Source organism: Spirosoma flavum (assembly GCF_042686045.1).
Classification (GTDB): domain Bacteria; phylum Bacteroidota; class Bacteroidia; order Cytophagales; family Spirosomataceae; genus Spirosoma; species Spirosoma flavum.
On sequence record NZ_JBHUOM010000023.1, the window covers coordinates 933,460 to 953,155 of the forward strand.

At 46.3% G+C, this 19,696-nt stretch carries 20 protein-coding genes; 15 read left to right on the forward strand and 5 right to left on the reverse strand.

What is annotated here, in order from left to right:
- The first annotated feature begins 3 nt into the window (after window positions 1-3).
- The 3 genes from ACFS25_RS24615 to ACFS25_RS24625 all read left to right on the forward strand — a co-directional run bounded on the left by ACFS25_RS24615 (window position 4) and on the right by ACFS25_RS24625 (window position 5,814).
- Window positions 4-3,849 carry a hydantoinase B/oxoprolinase family protein gene (locus tag ACFS25_RS24615; protein WP_381506346.1) on the forward strand — a complete coding sequence of 1,282 codons (3,846 nt, stop codon included), beginning with the start codon at window positions 4-6 and terminating at the stop codon, window positions 3,847-3,849.
- Window positions 3,850-3,865: 16 nt separating this feature from the next.
- Window positions 3,866-4,609 (forward strand): class I SAM-dependent methyltransferase, encoded by a 744-nt coding sequence (locus ACFS25_RS24620; protein WP_381506349.1) that lies wholly within the window; start codon window positions 3,866-3,868, stop codon window positions 4,607-4,609.
- A gap of 383 nt (window positions 4,610-4,992) precedes the next feature.
- Window positions 4,993-5,814: an alpha/beta fold hydrolase gene (locus tag ACFS25_RS24625; RefSeq protein ID WP_381506351.1), complete on the forward strand. Its 822-nt coding sequence runs from the start codon at window positions 4,993-4,995 to the stop codon at window positions 5,812-5,814.
- A 407-nt stretch (window positions 5,815-6,221) separates the two neighbouring features.
- Here the strand turns inward: ACFS25_RS24625 and ACFS25_RS24630 are convergent, their stop codons facing one another.
- Window positions 6,222-6,311 (reverse strand): HU family DNA-binding protein, encoded by a 90-nt coding sequence (locus ACFS25_RS24630; protein ID WP_381507078.1) that lies wholly within the window; start codon window positions 6,309-6,311, stop codon window positions 6,222-6,224.
- A gap of 159 nt (window positions 6,312-6,470) precedes the next feature.
- Here ACFS25_RS24630 and ACFS25_RS24635 point away from each other — a divergent pair, with 159 nt between their 5' ends.
- The 3 genes from ACFS25_RS24635 to ACFS25_RS24645 all read left to right on the forward strand — a co-directional run bounded on the left by ACFS25_RS24635 (window position 6,471) and on the right by ACFS25_RS24645 (window position 7,824).
- Window positions 6,471-7,334: a M23 family metallopeptidase gene (locus ACFS25_RS24635; RefSeq protein ID WP_381506354.1), complete on the forward strand. Its 864-nt coding sequence runs from the start codon at window positions 6,471-6,473 to the stop codon at window positions 7,332-7,334.
- Window positions 7,335-7,473: 139 nt separating this feature from the next.
- Window positions 7,474-7,611, forward strand: coding sequence for a hypothetical protein (locus tag ACFS25_RS24640; protein ID WP_381506356.1), 138 nt, complete (start codon window positions 7,474-7,476; stop codon window positions 7,609-7,611).
- Window positions 7,612-7,662: 51 nt separating this feature from the next.
- Entirely contained in the window at window positions 7,663-7,824 is a 162-nt protein-coding gene (locus tag ACFS25_RS24645; RefSeq protein WP_381506358.1) for a cupin domain-containing protein, read from the forward strand.
- Window positions 7,825-7,967: 143 nt separating this feature from the next.
- Here the strand turns inward: ACFS25_RS24645 and ACFS25_RS24650 are convergent, their stop codons facing one another.
- Complete coding sequence (locus ACFS25_RS24650) at window positions 7,968-8,252, reverse strand: hypothetical protein (RefSeq protein WP_381506360.1); 285 nt, start codon at window positions 8,250-8,252, stop codon at window positions 7,968-7,970.
- 1,045 nt (window positions 8,253-9,297) lie between these two features.
- Between ACFS25_RS24650 and ACFS25_RS24655 the strand changes: the two genes are divergently transcribed.
- From ACFS25_RS24655 to ACFS25_RS24675, 5 genes are all read left to right on the forward strand, one after another.
- On the forward strand, window positions 9,298-9,492 hold the full coding sequence (locus tag ACFS25_RS24655; protein ID WP_381506362.1) for a hypothetical protein: 195 nt from the start codon (window positions 9,298-9,300) through the stop codon (window positions 9,490-9,492).
- Window positions 9,493-10,456: 964 nt separating this feature from the next.
- Complete coding sequence (locus ACFS25_RS24660; RefSeq protein ID WP_381506364.1) at window positions 10,457-10,873, forward strand: lysozyme inhibitor LprI family protein; 417 nt, start codon at window positions 10,457-10,459, stop codon at window positions 10,871-10,873.
- A gap of 28 nt (window positions 10,874-10,901) precedes the next feature.
- On the forward strand, window positions 10,902-11,840 hold the full coding sequence (locus ACFS25_RS24665) for a sugar phosphate isomerase/epimerase family protein (RefSeq protein WP_381506366.1): 939 nt from the start codon (window positions 10,902-10,904) through the stop codon (window positions 11,838-11,840).
- Window positions 11,841-11,924: 84 nt separating this feature from the next.
- Window positions 11,925-12,398, forward strand: a complete 474-nt coding sequence (locus tag ACFS25_RS24670) for a Dps family protein (RefSeq protein WP_381506368.1) — start codon at window positions 11,925-11,927, stop codon at window positions 12,396-12,398.
- Window positions 12,399-12,515: 117 nt separating this feature from the next.
- Window positions 12,516-13,721: an NRAMP family divalent metal transporter gene (locus ACFS25_RS24675; protein WP_381506370.1), complete on the forward strand. Its 1,206-nt coding sequence runs from the start codon at window positions 12,516-12,518 to the stop codon at window positions 13,719-13,721.
- Window positions 13,722-13,793: 72 nt separating this feature from the next.
- Here ACFS25_RS24675 and ACFS25_RS24680 read toward each other — a convergent pair whose 3' ends face one another.
- Window positions 13,794-14,810 carry a hypothetical protein gene (locus ACFS25_RS24680; RefSeq protein WP_381506372.1) on the reverse strand — a complete coding sequence of 339 codons (1,017 nt, stop codon included), beginning with the start codon at window positions 14,808-14,810 and terminating at the stop codon, window positions 13,794-13,796.
- Between the two features lie 471 nt (window positions 14,811-15,281).
- Here ACFS25_RS24680 and ACFS25_RS24685 point away from each other — a divergent pair, with 471 nt between their 5' ends.
- On the forward strand, window positions 15,282-16,082 hold the full coding sequence (locus tag ACFS25_RS24685; RefSeq protein ID WP_381506374.1) for a hypothetical protein: 801 nt from the start codon (window positions 15,282-15,284) through the stop codon (window positions 16,080-16,082).
- Between the two features lie 81 nt (window positions 16,083-16,163).
- Here ACFS25_RS24685 and ACFS25_RS24690 read toward each other — a convergent pair whose 3' ends face one another.
- Window positions 16,164-16,493: a tetratricopeptide repeat protein gene (locus tag ACFS25_RS24690; protein WP_381506375.1), complete on the reverse strand. Its 330-nt coding sequence runs from the start codon at window positions 16,491-16,493 to the stop codon at window positions 16,164-16,166.
- A gap of 169 nt (window positions 16,494-16,662) precedes the next feature.
- On the opposite strand from ACFS25_RS24690, the gene ACFS25_RS24695 reads away from it, so the two are divergent.
- The 3 genes from ACFS25_RS24695 (at window position 16,663) to ACFS25_RS24705 (ending at window position 19,154) form a co-directional block, all read left to right on the forward strand.
- Window positions 16,663-17,400 carry an electron transfer flavoprotein subunit beta/FixA family protein gene (locus ACFS25_RS24695; protein WP_381506377.1) on the forward strand — a complete coding sequence of 246 codons (738 nt, stop codon included), beginning with the start codon at window positions 16,663-16,665 and terminating at the stop codon, window positions 17,398-17,400.
- A 95-nt stretch (window positions 17,401-17,495) separates the two neighbouring features.
- Window positions 17,496-18,458: an electron transfer flavoprotein subunit alpha/FixB family protein gene (locus ACFS25_RS24700; protein ID WP_381506379.1), complete on the forward strand. Its 963-nt coding sequence runs from the start codon at window positions 17,496-17,498 to the stop codon at window positions 18,456-18,458.
- Window positions 18,459-18,560: 102 nt separating this feature from the next.
- Window positions 18,561-19,154: a bifunctional nuclease family protein gene (locus ACFS25_RS24705; protein WP_381506381.1), complete on the forward strand. Its 594-nt coding sequence runs from the start codon at window positions 18,561-18,563 to the stop codon at window positions 19,152-19,154.
- Window positions 19,155-19,207: 53 nt separating this feature from the next.
- Here the strand turns inward: ACFS25_RS24705 and ACFS25_RS24710 are convergent, their stop codons facing one another.
- Window positions 19,208-19,669, reverse strand: a complete 462-nt coding sequence (locus ACFS25_RS24710; RefSeq protein WP_381506383.1) for a PPC domain-containing DNA-binding protein — start codon at window positions 19,667-19,669, stop codon at window positions 19,208-19,210.
- Window positions 19,670-19,696: the final 27 nt, after the last annotated feature.

The window sequence follows — 19,696 nt, forward strand, 5'->3', positions numbered from 1 at the left end:
CCCATGTACCAAATCTGGATTGATACCGGCGGCACCTTCACCGACGGACTTGCCCGCGACCCCGCCGGAAATCTGCATCGCATCAAAGTCTTGAGTAGTAGTCGCCTACGGGGGCAATTAATTGATGGTAAACTTGTTGCGCCCTGGCTCACATCATCAATTTTCGATGGGTATCAACTTAGCATTAGCGAGACAGGCGATCAATACACTATTGTCTCGCTGCAAACCAACGGATTGTTTACCCTTGACCGCCCGTTTAGAGCAACATCGAAAGCAACTACCGTCGAGTTATTTACTGGTGAGGAAGCCCCCGTTTTAGCCGCTCGGCTATTAACACAAACCCCGGTAAATCAGCCATTTCCATCGTTAGAGATGAGACTCGGCACCACTAAAGGTACCAACGCCCTACTCGAACGGAAAGGTGGACGGGTAGCACTACTGGTTACCAAAGGCTTTAAAGATTTACTGAAAATTGGAACCCAACAACGGCCTAATCTATTCCAGTTAGCAATTCCGCCCGCCGAAGTTCTGTATGAATCCGTAGTCGAAGTAGATGAGCGTATAGCCGCTGACGGGCACTTATTAACGCCTTTATCTGACCATACAATTGCTGATCTGGTTGAGCAACTCCATAAATTAAAGCCTGACGCGGTGGCGGTTTCGCTATTCAACGCTTACAAAAACCCAACCCATGAACAAAGGCTGCGTGAAGCTTTAATAGTAGCTGGATTTGCCTATGTAACGATTTCAACCAGCGTTTCTATGGCTCCGCAGTATGTAGCCCGGACGCAAACGGCAGTGGTAGATGCTTATCTGACACCGGTTATGCGGTCGTATTTGGACAATGTGAAAGAGCAGCTTAGTGGTGTTGGTGCAGGAGATATGACATCCCGGCAACGGGTCCACGACTATCCAGTCCGAATTATGACCAGCGCAGGCGGTTTAGTCCGTGCTGATTTGTTTCAACCCAAAGACAGCTTGCTGAGCGGCCCGGCTGGGGGCGTTATAGGAGCAGCTGCCATTGGCAATAATCAACCCGTGTTAACCCTCGACATGGGCGGCACCAGCACCGATGTTGCTCGGATTCAGGGTGGTTTAGATTACCGTTTTTCAACTAAAATTGGCCCCTTCGATTTGCAATTGCCTTCGCTGGCGATTGAAACGGTTGCGGCTGGGGGCGGGTCAATCTGCTGGTTCGACGGTACTCAGTTGCGCGTTGGGCCACAAAGTGCAGGAGCCAATCCAGGCCCTGCTTGCTATGGTGTCGGGTCGCGTTCGGTCGGGTCGCACATGGCGAATGCCGTAGAGGAAACACCCCTGCTGACAATTACAGACGTGAATCTGCTGTTGGGAAAACTCCACCCAGAGCAGTTTGGCATTCCGATTTTCCCTGAAAAAGCGCAACTAGCGTTGGCCGAGATTGTCCGGCAAATCGCAGTGACAGGCACAACTTCTTCGCCAATCGAGTTATTACATGGTTTCGAGCATATTGCCAACGAGACAATGACGGGGGCCATTCGAAAAATCTCGGTCGCGCGGGGGTTCGATCCAAAAGACTATACGTTGCTGGTTTTCGGTGGAGCAGGCGGTCTCCACGGTTGCGCCATAGCCCGATTGCTGGGCATGGAACGGCTCATTCTTCCCTTCGATGGCGGCTTATTAAGCGCCTACGGAATTGGTCAGGCGCAAATTGAGCGAATGGCCGCGCGGTCGATATTGCAGTCTTTATCTATAATTGAAAGCGAACTCCCCGGCATACGTCAAAACCTTATCGACAACGCTACCCAAACCCTGCGGCAGGATATTGGCATTGATGCCGCCATCAAAACAAAATCAATTTCCGTATTCCTTCGTCTATCCGGTCAGGAAGCTACGGTCGAAGTACCATTTAGTGACCGTTTAGCCTACGACTTTGAGCAGCAATATCAGCACTTGTACGGTCATTTCCCCTCCGATGCCAATGGTCAACCGCGCCCTATCGAAGTCGAAAGTATGCGCGTTCTTGTCAGTACGATTGCCGATGAATTGCCTGTAAGCAGTTCACCCGTAAGCCATCGTCACGCGATGCCAAGCGGTTCGTCGATGCGGTTTGAGAGTGGCTACTACCCTACCTACGACTGGACGCAGCTACAGGAAGGTGACACCTTTCGTGGGCCGGCCCTCTTGCTCAACACAACATCATCGGCCTTCATTGACTCCGGCTGGCGGCTTGTTGTACAGGCGGACAAAAACGCTGTCGTAGACTATATTGCCGACATTGAGGAAGTTGTCGGGATCAGTTCGAACGAGGTCATTCAACTCGAACTTTTCACCCAGCGGTTCCGGGCCATTGCCGAAGAAATGGGCGTCCAATTACAACGCACAGCTTTTTCGGTGAACGTAAAAGAGCGACTTGATTTCTCCTGTGCCTTGCTTGATGCCAACGCCGAGTTAGTAGCCAATGCACCGCACATTCCGGTACATCTGGGTAGCTTGGGCGTTTGTGCCCGGTTGGTGCTGGCCAAAATACCTCTCGAACCGGGCGATGTGGTTATCACCAATCACCCAAAGTACGGCGGCTCCCATCTGCCCGATGTAACGCTTATAAGTGGTGTCTTTACAGATGAAAAGTTGGGTGAAATTCCAACGTTGATCGGCTATGTCATTAATCGCGCACACCACGCCGAAATTGGCGGAAAAGTTCCGGGGTCAATGCCCCCCGATGCTGTTTCATTAGTGGAAGAAGGGGTAGTGCTGGAGCCGATGTATGTGGTGAAAGGGGGCGAGTTCTTGTGGAAAAGTAATGGACATACGAGTGGGCTGTCTGCTCATTTTACTGATGCCGCCTACCCGACCCGTGCACTAACCGAAAACCGAGCTGATATTGAAGCCGCTCTGGCATCGCTCAAGACGGGCGAGACTGCCCTTCGTAACCTTGTCACTCAGTATGGCCTCTCGACTGTGCAACACTACATGGCACGATTGCAACAATCGGCTAGTGATGCAATTTTGGCCGTGCTACAACCACTTGACGGACAGACGTTCATGGCCGAAGAAGCTCTCGACGATGGACATACGATTCGCGTAAAAATTACGATAACGAACAGCCGAATAACGTTTGATTTTACAGGCACGTCTGGTGTTCATCCCCATAACCTCAACGCGAATATTTCTATTCTGTACAGCGCGGTGCTGTATGTCCTTCGGCTCTGGTGTGGAAAAGATATTCCCCTAAACGAGGGGTTAATGGCACCAGTTGATCTAAGTCTGCCTGAATCTTCGTTTCTCAATCCGATTTTCCCCGATGATCCAGCCAAATGTCCGGCTGTCGTTGGTGGCAATACAGAAGTGAGCCAGCGGTTAGTTGATACGTTATTGAAAGCCTTAGGGCTAGCTGCGTGCAGTCAGGGAACAATGAATAACTTTCTCTTTGGCAATAGTCGGTTTGGGTATTACGAAACCATTGGCGGGGGAGCGGGCGCCACAATTGGTGCAGATGGTCGGTCGGCGGTGCATCAGCACATGACAAATACCAAACTGACCGACCCTGAAGAGTTGGAACGTCGCTACCCAGTCCGGCTACATCAGTTTAGTATCCGTAATGGCTCTGGAGGTAAAGGCCAGTGGCGCGGGGGCGATGGCATCGTCCGTGAGATTGAATTTCTGGAACCAGTTCAGGCTACGCTCTTAAGCCAGCACCGGGTTGTCGCTCCATACGGTCTAAACGATGGGAAACCGGGTTTAGTAGGCCGTCAAACTCTGATTTTGATTGATGGAGAAGAAAAAGAGTTGTCTGGTATCTTCACCAGGCCGATGCAACCGGGCGAACGCATTCGCATTGAAACGCCGGGGGGCGGAGGTGTTGGGTAATAACATTAAATTAAGTATGTCAATAGAAAAGTCAAAACCACTTCAGTCAATTTACGAACCTGAATTTGTTCAGGAACTTTTTAATGAAATGAGCTTGACCTACGAGCGTATGAATACGATCACCTCATTTGGCTTTTCCAATCGGTGGCGTCGTCGATGCGTCTTTGAACTCAACATCCAACCGAATCAGGTCGTCGTTGATTTAATGACTGGTATGGGTGAAACGTGGGCCTATATCTGTCAGCGTATTGGCCCAAGCGGAACATTGATAGGCATTGATTTTTGTGAGGGAATGCTCCGTTATGCAGATCAAAAAAAACGAAAGAAGCAATTTTCATCTTACACCATTACAATCCACAAACAGAACGTCTTAGCCGGAACATTGCCCGCCCAGTCCGCCGACCATGTGGTTGTATCATTCGGACTAAAAACATTCAATACTGGTCAGATAAAGCAATTAGCTATTGAAATACAACGAATTCTAAAACCAGGCGGGCAATTTTCGTGTATAGAAGTGTCTGTTCCCAAGCCCGCTCTTCTGCGAATTTTATACCTGTTTTATCTACGCCAGGTTATTCCTATTTTGGGCGCTCTATTTTTAGGAAATCCACAGACGTACCGAATGCTCGGCGTTTATAGCACACAGTTTAAAAACTCAAAACAGGCCAGTCAGCTCTTTCAGGATGCTGGCCTAATCTGTCAACCAACGAGCTATTTCTTCGGCTGCGCATCGGGTATTGTTGGGCATAAATCACAGTAATCCCGTTGGTATTTTATTGTTACAAAACATGCTCATGTCCTAACTCTGTTTAGTGAGCCAGCTTACTGTCAGGAGGTGAATCAACAACCGACTTTGCAGGAACCGGTCCCCGCTGTAATTCAACTGGGTCACGCCTAACGAACATATAAAATCCGTCTTTTTTAGCTCCACTGGTTGCATTTCACCCTTGAATCTGCGTTTTTTAAACGCGTAATCCTCTATACATCAATTTTATCTGTTTTAATCTGCTTGCCTAATTAAAACGTCTAACAAATCCTCCAATTAATTATGAATGAGACAGTTCAATTTTACTAACTGCCCAATTCAATCAGTCGCACATGTCTATAAAACAGTAGTTACAACCAGCACTAAAACCCAAAAACATGAGTAAGATCACAACAAAAGACGGTACCGAAATTTATTACAAAGATTGGGGAACAGGACAACCTATTGTTTTCCACCACGGCTGGCCATTATCCGGCGACGATTGGGATGGGCAGATGATGTTTTTCCTGAGTCAGGGATTCCGAGTTATTGCCCATGATCGCCGAGGACATGGACGATCTTCCCAAACTTCTGATGGACATGATATGGATACCTACGCAGCCGATGTGGCTGAGCTTACTCAAACGCTTGATCTAAAAAATGCGATACACATTGGCCACTCAACCGGTGGCGGTGAAGCGATTCGCTATGCGGCCAAATATGGCCAGGGCCGCGTAGCTAAAGTTGTTCTGATCAGTGCGGTTACACCACTCATGGTACAAACCGAGACCAATCCGGAAGGTATTCCGGAAGCTGTGTTCGATGGGATACGTGAAGGTACTGCAATGAAACGGCCACAATATTTTCAGGATTTTACAATTCCATTTTATGGCTACAATCGGGAAGGGGCAACCATCTCACAGGGTATCCGGGATAATTGGTGGCGTCAGGCAATGATGGGCGGCATAAAGGCCCATTATGAGGGCATTAAGGCTTTTTCAGAAACAGATTTTACTGAAGACCTCAAACGTGTGGATATACCCGTACTTGTTTTACATGGCGAAGATGACCAGATCGTTCCGTTTCCCATTTCTGGAGCAAAGTCTATAAAACTGTTAAAACATGGAAAACTCATTTCATACCCGGGCTTTCCACATGGCATGCCCGCCACTGAAGCCGCAACAATTAACGCAGACCTGTTTGCTTTTATCAAAGCCTAATGACCAAAAAGCGTAGATTAAAAAAGCTGTCAAATGAACTAATGACAGCTTTTTTTAATGGGTTAAAGTGAACCAATCGCGCTTTTGGTTGACAGTAACGGTCAACACTTATTTAAGTAGTTAACTCTCTTTCTTAAAGCTTTTCATCATAGATCGTCTGTTGTACATCAGCACAGCAAATAAAACCTCCAGTATAATAATCGTGATCGCTTCCATATCCTGAAAAAGTTGGTTTAATGTGACTTTACGTATTACTGACAACAAGCCAAAACGGTTATTTCTAGACTACCCTTAGGATTACTTCACTAGTCATTGACACGGCTAATCTAGGAATATTATATCAACATACTATCTTGTCTCTTCTCTCCCTTTTCCAAACTGCAATTCGGCCTGTTTTCACGGCTTCTCTAGGGTAGTTGAGTATTGGTACCCATATTCCGGCCTATTTTACGAGCACGTTGTTTGAGTCCAAAGCTGCCAAACGTACGAATGTAAATCGTTTTCCCTTCACCAGAGGATCAAGGCCGGTCTGTTCAGTGATCCGCAACGGCAGCGTTAATACTAACCAAAGCCATCCACTTTAAACCAACCGGCTTTAGAACATAGCCTAGTCTGGACAGGTTATTACTATTATACCCCTATACCCCTACCAACCGATGAACGTAGTTCGCTTATTAACGCTGATTGTTTTTTACCTCAGCTTGGCAATGGCTCAAGCCCAGACACAGAAAACACCTTCAGTCATATCGCCTAAATCGGTCAGCGTTGCCCAAGGCCAGGTAGCTCGTTGGGCGGGCAACTGCCTACGCTGTAGTTTAGAGAAACGAGCTTGGGCCGCCGTTAACGGCACCTGCTACTATCCAGTTGATATGGATATGAAGCCAGGACATTATACCATCTCTCGACGCACAACGGGCGGAAAATTAGAAACGGCTACGCTCAACGTAGCTGCCAAAGAGTGCGTCCAGGAAGATTTGAAAAACTTCCCCAAGTTGGAATACGTCAACGTGTCTACCCAAAACCAGGCACGTGCTGTCAAAGAAGCCGCCTTGGTTAACCCACTCATTAGCTTTAAAACGAAGGAGCGTCCAGCCGTTTTCGACCTACCGGTGGGCAAGCCTGCTCATAACCTGCCCAAAGGAGAAGGCAACTTTGGTGCTTGCCGGACGTTGAACGGCCAGCCTCGCGACCGCCATACCGGGCAAGACTACCCAGTTGGGATGGGCAAGCCCGTCTTAAGCGTGGGGAATGGTCGGGTGTTACTGGTGGCTAATCAGTTTTATAGTGGTAACTCGGTCTATATTGACCATGGCAATGGCTTGATCTCGGAATATTTCCATCTAAAGAGCTATTCGGTAAAGGCCAATCAAACCATTACAAAAGGCCAATCGATTGGCTTGGTCGGCGAAACAGGACGAGTGACGGGCCCTCACTTGCATGTTGGCGTACGCTGGCACGGGGCTTGCATCAATCCCGGCTACTTACTGATTGATCCCTCTGACATGCCGGCTGTCAACTGAACGACGTTCCATCTGTTACTTCCTGACGAAAACACCGTGGTGAGGCTACCTGTGTGATGGTCGACAGTAGCCGAACGATCCGGTAATGCGACCCTGTAGAAAGGAATTTAGTCAGATTTTAACTAACATTATTCCGCTTATGGAGGCTACCCCATTGACCATACTTGATATTGGTGAATTGACGCGCGCTGTCACGGCTAGGTATGACAATTTCTCGGTAGCCTCCGTCAATGACCATGTGGTGAAAGCCAGTGTCATGACCCAACCGTATGACTAGCATTACCATCCCAATTCGGATGAAACCTTTATCACAATTGATGGCATTTTAATGATTGAGCTGGAAACCAAAACGATCGAGTTGCTGCCCGGACAGCTTTTTACCATTCCAAAAAATGTCCTTCACCGGACTCAGCCTAAGGGTGAGCGTTCGGTGAATATTACCGTCGAACATAGCCAAATGCAAACGGTGTTGATCAACCATTCAGGTTAATTTCTATGAAACACGATAGCCGATACGCTTGATTCCATATTGACCCCATTAGGTATCCGGATTCATTGATTGATAGTCAACCCTGGTGGCTCCCAGCCACCTAACTTCTGAGCTAGCTCACCCTTGCGATGTTGGAGAGGAAATTAGTGTTTTAGTAGCCTGGCGCAACCGGTCAAAATGATCTTCAAACTCTCCAAGGCGGCTGTATTTCCGGCTAATGCGGCCTTCAGGTGAGCGTTTCCCCCTTCTCGAATGGCGTCGACGGCCATCTTTCTGGCACCACTTACGGCAGACCCGTCAAGTTCATCAGCGAGTGTTTTTAAACGGCTATACGTGGCGTCAATTAACGAAGGCTCACTAGTTGGTGGTAGCGAATCAAACGCGTCCAGGCTCTCGATTAACTGGCTAACTAGTTCTTGGGCGATCATAGTAGGTTTGTTTAAGCACCTAAGGGTTATTCGGCGTATTTGTTTAGAGGTTGGTCAATTATCGAGTATTTGTGCCGAAGTATACAAAACAAAATATTACCGATCAGAATTAGCCTGCGAAAACCATGATTGATCAGGAGCAACATGAGTAATGAAGTTAACGAATCGGTCACGCTTAAATTCTGGTTAAATATAGTTTCCTCAAGTTAGCCTATCTTACTCCTTTAACGTGTTGAACCAGGTTAGTAAGCGAACATCTAAAAATAAAGTGCTAAATGAAGCTTCCCCTGTTTCGTGATACACAATAAAAGACTTAAACGAGCGTTTTGAATTTGTTACGTTATTTCAGCCCCATTGGTATTACCAGTGGGGCTTTTTTGTATTCTTTACTACTAATTATTTCTGGCATGGAAGGCGTGTCTGACTAACCCCACCACGCTATCCGACCATTGCCCAGAAACAACGGGTTGAAGCGGCTAACGACTTTCCAACGATCTGTGCATAGTGCGCCAGCCCGGCGCTTATCTACGGGCTATGATAGTGGGTATCAGTGTGAAGATGTCCAACGCGCTTTGCGTATTGTCGTTGGCTTGGAAAAGTGGCGACAACGGCCGACCGTCAGATTAATTTGTTGCCCAACATATCTTTCCTCTCACTCGCTTCCAAATAAATCAAACGTAACATAAATTAATGATTTAGGAATTTAGCTCTCTTTCTAACTGCGAGTTGAATGTTATTTAATGTTTTTACATTTTCCAAACGCCGTCTAGAAAATGCAAAATGACTTTCATCTTTACATCAAAACATTTCCATGGGCGAGCGTTGGAACCTTATTGGGGTCGATGTACTGTATACGTCTAGTTCACCCGAGCTAGCTTTAGTGAAAATAGTAGCAAATTTGATGCTGATTCGCTTAGACGAGCTTCCCACTTATTATTTAATCACAATACACCTTCCTGCTTCCGAGTCTCAACGAGTTTTCACGGTTGATCAGTTGCCTGTTAATTAGAATACCCCCCTGCGAACGTCTGATTTACAGACTTTTTTGGGAGACTGGTTAAAGGGTACACAGGAACTAACCGTTGCTGTTCCATCAGCTGTGGTTCCCTTTTCAAACAATATTATTCTTCACCGGAGTCATCAGGCTTTTGAACAGGTAATCGTTGAATCGATTCAGCCCTTTACGGTGGATGGCCGGTTGGTTCTACCGACTAATTACGGACTTGCTACCTTTAACTGAACATGAAGTTAGATCATGCTTATTCAATTGTTGCAATCTGGTTTAGAGTTTCCTCATGGAAAGACGTATTTTATTGCCTGTTCCCCTTCGAGCAATCGATTGTCTAGTGCCACAGTCGCTTTTTTCTGGTCTTTATGTATCTACTATAGCATGCTCATCCTAGGTATATAATATCAGCGTGGAACACTATTCTACCCCATGTAAACCTTCGTCGTTTACTACCAGGTTAGTAACGCCTACCAGCGGAATGCCGGGTTGCGCATCGATCATTTACGGGTGAATCCGGGGCTTTCCAGGCCAGTCATTGAGGAAGGGATATATCGACACGTCAAAGGTTGGGAGAGAACAAGCGATCATGCACTAATATGGATTAGGCTATCTATAAAGTTTCCTAAAATAGCTGATTAACTTTTTTCATCCAGCATTGAAAAACCGTAGGCTACTGACTGCCCTATAGGTATCAGGTATCGAGCAAGTGCCGACCGACAAAATCATTGGTAAGACCGTTCCCTCAATACACACATAGCTTATCCATCCTCTGTTCTTCCAACTGGTTATAATACTTACGCTAGTTAAAATATGTATAATTATTTGATCAAATTATTGTAATTTTTAGACAAAAAGTTACAGTCACCGGGCGGATACATTCCTGGCAGGTCATCTACATTCCGAAAATTCAATGGAGCCAACCCGCGATCAACAACCGACAAAGTATATGCGGCTCATCATCGTTTCATCGGTACATTCTTGAATACCAATTCATTATACCCTACGAGTTAACAATATTTAGCATCCTCTGCCGCTAAACTTGCCGACAACTGAATTTACCTCGATGACTGCCCAATAAACAACTTTCTCAAACTTTATGAAAAATCGGTATGTACCCTTATTCGTCTTACTGTTAGGGTCACTTAATGGAGCAGTTTTTTAAGCTCAAATAAATTATGCAACAGCCACATACCCCATGAACATACACTCCATTTTTCACCAACTACTCACAATTGTTCTTTTCCTGCTATTTTTTATCGCTTCGTTCGGACAAAGTCAACTGGCCATTAACAATGCTCAATTGCAAACAGTACAACAGTCTAACAAAGCGCTTAATGTAGTTTATCAAAAGTTTTTAAAGCAGTATAGCACGGACCGTGAATTCGTTAAAAACGTTAAAATTGCACAACGACTCTGGGTTCAGCTTCGGGATGCAGATGTAAAAATGAAGTATCCCAACCGTCCGGCTGGCTATTACGTTAGTGCTCAACCCATGTGTGAAGCAAGTTACCGAACCGAACTTACCCAGCAACGCACAAAAATGCTACCTATTTGGCTAACAGGGATTGAAGAGGGAGATATCTGTGCTGGATCTGCGAGAATACTTAATTAACTAACTGTTACGTAAACGCGAGCTTCTCATGTCGTCAAACCGTCGTCACTTCCTAACCTCACTCACTGCCTTCGCCGGGTCTGCTCTTCTACCTGATAATCAACTCCTTCTGGCGCAACCATCCATAAAGTCGTTTCCCATTTCCTGCAATTCGTATGCGTGGCTCACTTTCTATACGCGACAGGGAAAGACCTGGATGGCCGACCCGGATGCATCGCTGGCGGAATTAGCTCAATCAGGGTTAACGGCTTACGAACCCGGTGTCAATTCCGTGGAAGACGTAACGAAACTTCTGCCGCTCCTAAAGAAATACAATTTGGCAATGCATTCGCTGTACGTAAATAGTACACTCCATCGGCCCGATGAAGCGCAAAAATCCATTGAATTGGTACTGGCGATTGCCGAAGCCGCCCGACCAGCGGGAACGTCAATTTTCGTAACGAATCCCAGCCCGATTAAATGGGGAAGCGACGATGACAAAACTGACACTGAACTGATTGAACAAGCCCGTAACCTTGATCGGCTTGGCGCTGAGCTTCGTAAACGCGGCATTATACTGGCCTATCACACTCACGCGCCTGAACACCGGCAGGCGGCCCGAGAGTTTCACCACATGCTGCTAGCCACTGACCCAAAAAACGTGTCGCTTTGCCTCGATGCTCACTGGGTATATCGGGGGTCGGGTAATTCGCAGGTAGCGTTGTTTGATGTAGTCAAATTATATGGAAAGCGAATTGTGGAGGTACATATCCGCCAATCAAAAGATGGCATCTGGCAGGAAATCTTCGGCAATGGTGACATTGACTACCAACGCCTTGCCGCCACTTTAAAGATGATGAACATTCGGCCCAATCTTGTGCTGGAGCAGTGTCTGGAAAAAGCCTCACCCAACACGATGGGACCAATAGAAGCCCACAAACAAGATTTAGCCGGAGTGAAAAGCACATTTGCCGGATTAACAGGATAGCGAAACAAACGGCTCTATCGTGGGTTATTCTTTGCGAGGAGCACAATGCCCTTCGTAACATTTAAACAAACTCACGTTCGTATCATGCAACCCAACATTGGTCTCGAAAAAGATGTCCTCAAACAGGACAATACGCTATTAAATGACTTCCTGTCTGACCTCCACGTACTGTATATCAAAACCCGCAAATACCATTGGAATGTGGCCGGGCCAAATTTCATGGAATACCATAAATTCTTTGAAAAACAGTACAACGCTATCGAAGAAGAAATCGACGCTGTTGCTGAGCGCATCCGTCAACTAGGTGGTACACCGCTGGCCACTATGGGAGAATTTCTTCATAATACCAGCCTGAAAGAAGATACAGGGAAGCCAAAAGATACGGCTGATATGTTCAAGAATCTTTTATCCGATCACGAGCAAATCGTACGCGAACTGCGCGAAGATGTTGATAAATGTGATGAAGATCTGAAAGATGCTGGCACTGCCGACTTCCTGACGGGTTTGATGGAAGCCCACGAAGCGATGGCCTGGATGCTACGGAAGTATCTTTCCTAATGATAAATGATAACCGGGTCGCCGGTGCAATGATGAGTTGTAAATGACGCTGTAATCGCTTACATTCATCATTTATAACTCATCATCACACCGGCGACCCGGTCATCATTTTCAAACGTGCCCAAATCTTTATCTCTCCGTTCCGGACTCGGCAGTATATTATTCTGGTCAATTATTTCGGCTGCGTTTATTGGTCCTGGTTCTGTAACATCCTGCGCGATAGCTGGATCAACCTATGGATTGCAACTTCTTTGGGTATTAACTTTTGCTACACTGGGCACTGTTTGGTTGCAGGAAGCAGCCGCCCGCATCACCATCGCCACAGGGCATGACCTTGGTCAAATTATCACAGAAACCTACACGGGCACACGAGGCCGTTGGATAGCCTGGGCCTTATTTCTGGCTATTTTTCTGGGTTGTTCGGCATACCAGGCCGGTAACATTCTCGGAGCCGTAGCGGGGTTGGCTTTACTTACAGGTCTGCCCGTTCCAACCCTAACCATTGTTGTCGGTCTGGTTTGTATCACTCTTTTATGGATTGGGTCAACGCAAGGTCTAGCTAATTTTTTGGGCCTGATCGTCTTTGCCATGGGCGGTGCCTTTCTATATGTGGCATTCGGTACTCCGGTAACTCCAGTAACCCTGGCTACCGCGCTGGTAACGCCGAGTATTCCATCCGGTTCGTTGTTGCTCATAAACGGACTGATTGGTACGACCATCGTACCTTATAACCTATTTTTTGGGTCAAGCATTGTTCCGGCTGGCGACTCGGCAGATGGTCAATCACTGAGCGAAATGCGGCTGGGTATCTGGGTAGCTGTCATTCTTGGGGGTGTTATTTCGGTCGTACTGCTGCTGGCGGGGCTACTTATCCCCGGCGATTTTTCGTACCCTCACATGGCGCAGGTACTAACCGATCGGCTTGGCACATGGGCTGGATCGTTGTTTGCCTTTGGTTTGTTTGCCGCTGGGTTTGCCTCATCACTGACGGCACCGCTGGCGGCTGCTATAACGGCAAAAAGTCTGCTGGGTGTTCGCAAGAACTCACCTGCCTACCGTGGTATCTGGCTCGTGGTTATGGCAACAGGACTAACCTTCGGTTTGCTGAACGTAACGCCCATTCCGGTCATTGTAGCGGTACAGGCCATCAATGGCATTCTTCTTCCTTTCGTAACAATTTTTCTGTTCGTGGCTGTTAACAACCGCACGTTGCTGGGCGACTATTGCAATTCACTGGGGCAGAACCTGGCAATGGGATTAGTTGTCGTTGTCACGGCGGTACTAGGACTCTGGAATGTCTGGCTGGCTATACAAGCCGGGTAGCCGTTAACGGCAAACGGACTGCTAAAGCCTATCTATTGCTTCAGCAGTCCGTTTAAACCTATTCCTGTTTGCCTATTTCTTTTTACGTAGTTGGTTATTTTGCTGTTCCAAACGTTCAATTCGCTTCTGTTGATCAATAAGGTGGAGCGTTAGTTCTTCGTTCTTTTGCACTAATGTAGCTAACAACGTTGTCAGATCAACACCTTGCTTTACCATCTCGCTGGCACTTGGTATTCCTGGCAGGTGGTTGTTCTGTTGAATATACTTTTCCACTTCCGGAAGCGGCTGAAGTTGGTATGTCGGGGCAAATACATAGTCAGCCCATTGACGCTCAGACGTTGGTTGAACTTGCATTACAAGAGCGGACAATCGCCCGGATAAAGTAACATCCCCTTTGTCGCTGACGGTCAAAAACTTACCAGCAGTTGCATCAGATATAGGTGAGTTGGCCGTTAAATTAGTTAACCGCAACCCACTGTGGCCATCCGTACCAGCGGTTAGCTCAAGTCGATTCTGCGGAGTTGATGTACCAATACCTACATTGACATTATTACCTAATACCATCGCGTTGCTACTCATTACCCGGGCATTTGCCCCAATGGCGGTCGCGTTAGCTAGTCCCACGCCCACACCCGTCGCATTAGTTCCCAGCAACGTGTTATCTTCGCCATCTGTCGCGTCGAATCCGGCATTAGGACCGATTATAAGATTACGACGACCACGCTGGTTCCGCTGCCCGGCGTTGTATCCAATAAATACGTTGTCGTTCCCATCCGTATTTAACTTACCGGCTTCATATCCGATAAAGGTATTATGACTACCGATGGTATTGGGAAATCCGGCTTTGTAGCCAAAATATGTATTATAAGAGCCTGTTGTATTACCCTGTCCAGACTGACTTCCCATGAAGGTATTAAACGTTCCTCCTACCACGGCGCTGGTGCTCTGGCCAATAAATAGATTGTTGGTCCCATTCGACGACTGAAAACTAACAACCTGATTGTCGGGAGTAATAATCTGGCTTTGAGCAAATGCCTGCGTAACAAGACAAATGACAAGCCCTGTTAAAGTTAGCGTAGAGAATTTCATATGAGAAACGGTTATGAGAAGACGAATAAGTCAAGCAATATTTATTCCTAAGTTTACATTATTAAATAATAACAAACCAGGTTACTGACTTTAATATTTCATAACCCAACTGCCAACGGTAGTTTATCTTTTCTACTACCGTATTCACTATGCCTGTGAGCCTACCTAAGCCTGTTCTGTAAATTTTCGTATCTATGCCGTCAAAAACATCGTTGGAGCTACCAACAACTCATCTTTACTAATGCAACTTGCCACGGTTACCTGATCTTAACTACCGTAATTTACCATCATCAAAGCAAACTTGTTTATAAACTTTGCCTGATTGAGAGCGATTTGCCTTGAATTTATCTAAAGGTGACAAAAACAGACCAGCCGTCAAGTAAACAAACCGCCGTTTCATACAATCGCACCAGCTGTCTATGTAACTTTACGCTCGTTAACCGAAGCATTCCACTTCGAATCACTCTGACTATGAGGCCTTTTTCTATTTTGACCGCTTTAATTACCACTTGCTTTCTGGCTGGTGGCCTAAGTAGCTGTGCACCGACCATTACGACTTATCAACTCGAACCCGTCTCGGGCGATATTGCCACCATTGATGGACGGTTAGTCACAAAAGCGCAGCAAAATGGAGTGGGTGTAGTAGCCTCTTTCGAGCGTGAAGACCTGGAGTTTGTTACGCTCGATGTTGAAGTTAAAAATCGTACCGACCATCCCATCGAAGTTAACCCTGCCGATTTCCACTTCACGGCTCTTGGTGTTGCTCACGACACACTTCCCGACCTAAGCAATGCGAATTTAGCCCTAACTCGCACTGCCGCTGATCCAACCTACGAGGCTAGTCGTATGGGTTTCAAGCGCAAGCAGGAAGAAAAACGGTTGAAACGCGCTAAAATATTCAATACAATTTTGATGGTAGCGGTTATTGCCAGCGATGCCTCGTCGTCATCTAAAAGTCATTCGTATCGCGAGTACTCACGCAATCAAGTGGCCCACAGTTTCGCCTATCAGGGAATAGCCGTTAAACGGGCAGTTGATTACAGTACTTTTGCCGACCGGATGCAGCGATATGATTACGAAGAATATCGTTGGCGAGAACTGGCTCTAAAAGCGAACACACTGGCACCCGGCGAGTCGATTCGTGGGTTTGTGTATCTACCTAAAGTGGCGAACGCTCGCTATCTGGCTATCAACTATACACTACCTGAGCAAGCAGTTGTGCCCTTGTTATTTAAACAGGATTTGGTTCAGCAACGAAAGACCCGCCGATGATAAGTAGTAGCTCGACGATTCAGGCTGTTCTATAGAAAATTTAGATCCGGGTCGTTATAAGTTGACACTATTCTTTTCATTTTACCAGTCATCGTCATCCTCGTCAAACGCCTGTTGCGCCCGTTTTAATTCCAGAAGTGTCTTCTGGTTGTTCTGCGCCTGTGCCAATGCAATTCCTTTATCGTAAAGTTCAGCCGCCCGGTCGCGCTCATCGAGTTCGGCATAAAGAGCCGCTGCGTGATAATAGGTAGGTAAATAAGCTGGGTGTTCAATCAGTAACTGATCGAAATAAAGTCGTGCCTGTACAGGCTGACCGTTTATGTATTCCATAGCCAGTGCATAAACATTGAATGGCTCGCCGGGTTCTTCCTCTACAAATTGAATTAATTGCTGGATGCGTTCGTCATTCATACGTGCAAGAAAATTAGTATGCATGCATACTTTTATTTGAGACTATTTGTACTTTTGAGTTATAAAAGTAATGATTAGTGGATAGCGAACAGTGCCTTGTTACATTCACAATGACCAGATACCGTTCATTACTCTCTAATCACGACAATAACCACAAACCCCAATAAGCATGAAAATTTTAGTGTGTGTGACGAGTGTGCCGGACACCACCACCAAAATTGCCTTTACGGATAATAATACCAAACTGAACAAGGCAGGTGTAACGTTTATTACTGGTCCTTACGACGACTATGCACTGGCGCGGGCCGTTGAATTAAAAGAAAAAACGGGGGCTACCATAACTGTGCTAAACGTAGGAGGAACTGACTCCGAGCCAGTTATTCGCAAATGCCTTGCCATTGGTGCCGACGATGCCATCCGTGTAAATGCTGAACCAACCGACGCTTACTTCGTAGCTGAGCAGATTGCCGCTATTGCCAAAGAAAATAGCTACGACCTGATACTAATGGGCCGGGAATCCATTGATTACAATGGTGGTCAGGTCCACGGTATCGTGGGAGAAATGCTGGGGATTGCCTCAATTTCGCCCGTAATGCTGCTCGATATTGAGGGCGACACCGCCAAAATTACCCGCGAGATTGAAGGGGGTAAAGAAAGTTTGGAAGCTAAATTACCGCTAGTGTTAGGGTGCCAGGAGCCAATTGCCGAATGGAAAATTCCAAACATGCGGGGCATCATGACAGCCCGGACTAAACCGCTCAAAATTGTTGAGCCAACCGGAACCGACAAACTGACCACTGTAGCCCACTACGAACTTCCGGCTCCGCGTGGTGCGGTTAAGATGATTCCTGCTGATACAGCCGAAATGCTGATACAGCTTCTACACACCGAAGCAAAAATTATTTAAGTCGCCAGGCAACGGTCGTAAAGCATTAGCGTATAGGCTTAACGAGTAACGACCAATACCAACGACTATCCACTAACGACTAATAATTCTAAAAAATGTCAGTCCTCATATTCGCTGAATTAGACGAAGGTAAGATCAAAAAATCCTCGCAGGAGGCTATTTTCTACGGCGCTAAAGTTGCCGACATGATGGGTACTTCAGCTACAGCCGTTATTATTGGGCAGGCCGATGATTCTGAACTGGCTTCAGCTGGTAGTTTCGGAGCCACTAAAGTGCTGCATGCAATGGATGCAAAACTGAACGAAGCAAATGGCATGGCCTATGCTACTGTTGTGGCCGCTGCGGCTCAACAAGAAGGCAGTAAAGTTATCGTGTTAGCTAAATCATCATTAGCCGATGCGATGACGGCCCGGTTAGCGGGCAAATTAAAAGCAGGTCTGGCCGCAAACGTGATCGACTTGCCAGATTTATCGAATGGTTTTCAGGTTAAGAGTAGCATATACACCGGCAAAGCCTTTGCTTACAACGATCTAAAAGCCGACGTAAAGATTTTGGCTATAAAGAAAAATACCATTACGCCCGAAGAAAAGGACGCGATTGCTCAGGTAGAGATTTTTGCACCCGCTCTTAATGACACAGATTTTGTCATTTCAGTAAAAAATACAGAGAAATCTTCGGGTGATATCTTATTACCCGAAGCAGATTTGGTTGTATCGGCTGGTCGTGGTCTGAAAGGGCCCGAAAATTGGGGTATTGTCGAGGACTTAGCGAAAGCTCTTCATGCTGCAACGGCCTGCTCAAAACCGGTATCTGATCTTGATTGGCGTCCTCACTCTGAACACGTTGGACAAACGGGTCTTAAAATCAGTCCCAATCTGTATATTGCCTGCGGTATCTCTGGAGCTATTCAACATTTGGCAGGAGTAAACTCATCGAAGGTCATTGTTGTTATTAACAAAGACCCCGACGCACCGTTTTTCAAATCGGCAGATTATGGTATTGTCGGCGATGTTTTCGACGTACTTCCGCGCCTTACGAAAGCGGTGCAGGCATTGTAAGTACATAAGTCATAGAGCTTTGATGCGTATGTGGGGGTAACTTGTTATTTTTACTTGCGATTTATGGCTCTATGACTTACGACTTTTTGTTAATTTCGCATCGTGGATAAGATTAAGCTGGAAATATTGGGACTGTCACCCAGTCAATCGCAATCAGGTTCGTTTGCATTGGTTTTAGGTGAAGAATATGGCAATCGTCGGTTGCCGATCATTATTGGTATGTTTGAAGCACAGGCCATTGCTATCGAGATCGAAAAGATTGTGCCGAATAGGCCAATGACGCACGATTTATTTAAGCAGTTTGCCGAACAGTTCAAATTTACGGTTCGTGAAATTATGATTTCCGATCTTCGCGAAGGTATTTTCTTTGCTAAAATCGTGTGTTTCGACGGGGTTCGAGAATCAATTATTGATGCTCGTCCATCCGATGCGATAGCTATCGGAATCAGGTTTGATGTACCCATCTATACAAATGAATCCATTTTATCGGAAGCGGGGATAACCGCCAGTAGTAATGAGGAAGAAGAGCAGGAAGAACTTGTTCAGTCTTCTAATCGTCCCTCAACCCGATCTTTCGGTGATCAATTGAAAAATGCTTCATCGGAAGACTTGCAACGAATGCTCGAAGAAGCTCTCGGCAATGAAGAATATGAACGCGCAGCCAAAATTCGCGATGAAATGAGTAAGCGTAATTAGTGTTCTTTTATCATAAAAATAAAAAGCCACCCTAAACAGGGTGGCTTTTTATTTTACTTCCTTTTTCTTTTCCGTATGACCAATTCATGATAGCCAAAAGTTGGGTCAGGCTCCCGAGCATATATAAGTTCAGGCATTATACCGATAACCAATTCGGCCGTTGTGTACACAATGCACCCGTCTAACAAATGCCCCCCAATAGTACGACCAGTTGAGTCTGATACAGACAAATGCACATGGCTTCCGTCTGTCGAGAGTGTGCCAACGAGTGAAACAATCTCAAAATGTCCTTTCCACACAGTAGCACTTTCCTGATTAGCCAAGCGCAACGTTACATCTGTCAGGCTACCTACGCAGGTTAGTACCGCACCAGCCCCAATGCGCTCCTGCTTAACAATTGACTCTAACGCTTTTTTCAAATCCTGACCAGGTTTTAGCCTTACAGAATACGTCTGCATGGTAGCCGCCAATGTAGGAGAATATCCATCAGTTGGTTGTGATTGCGCATCAAGCATAGTTATAAAGCAGTAAAATATGATCAA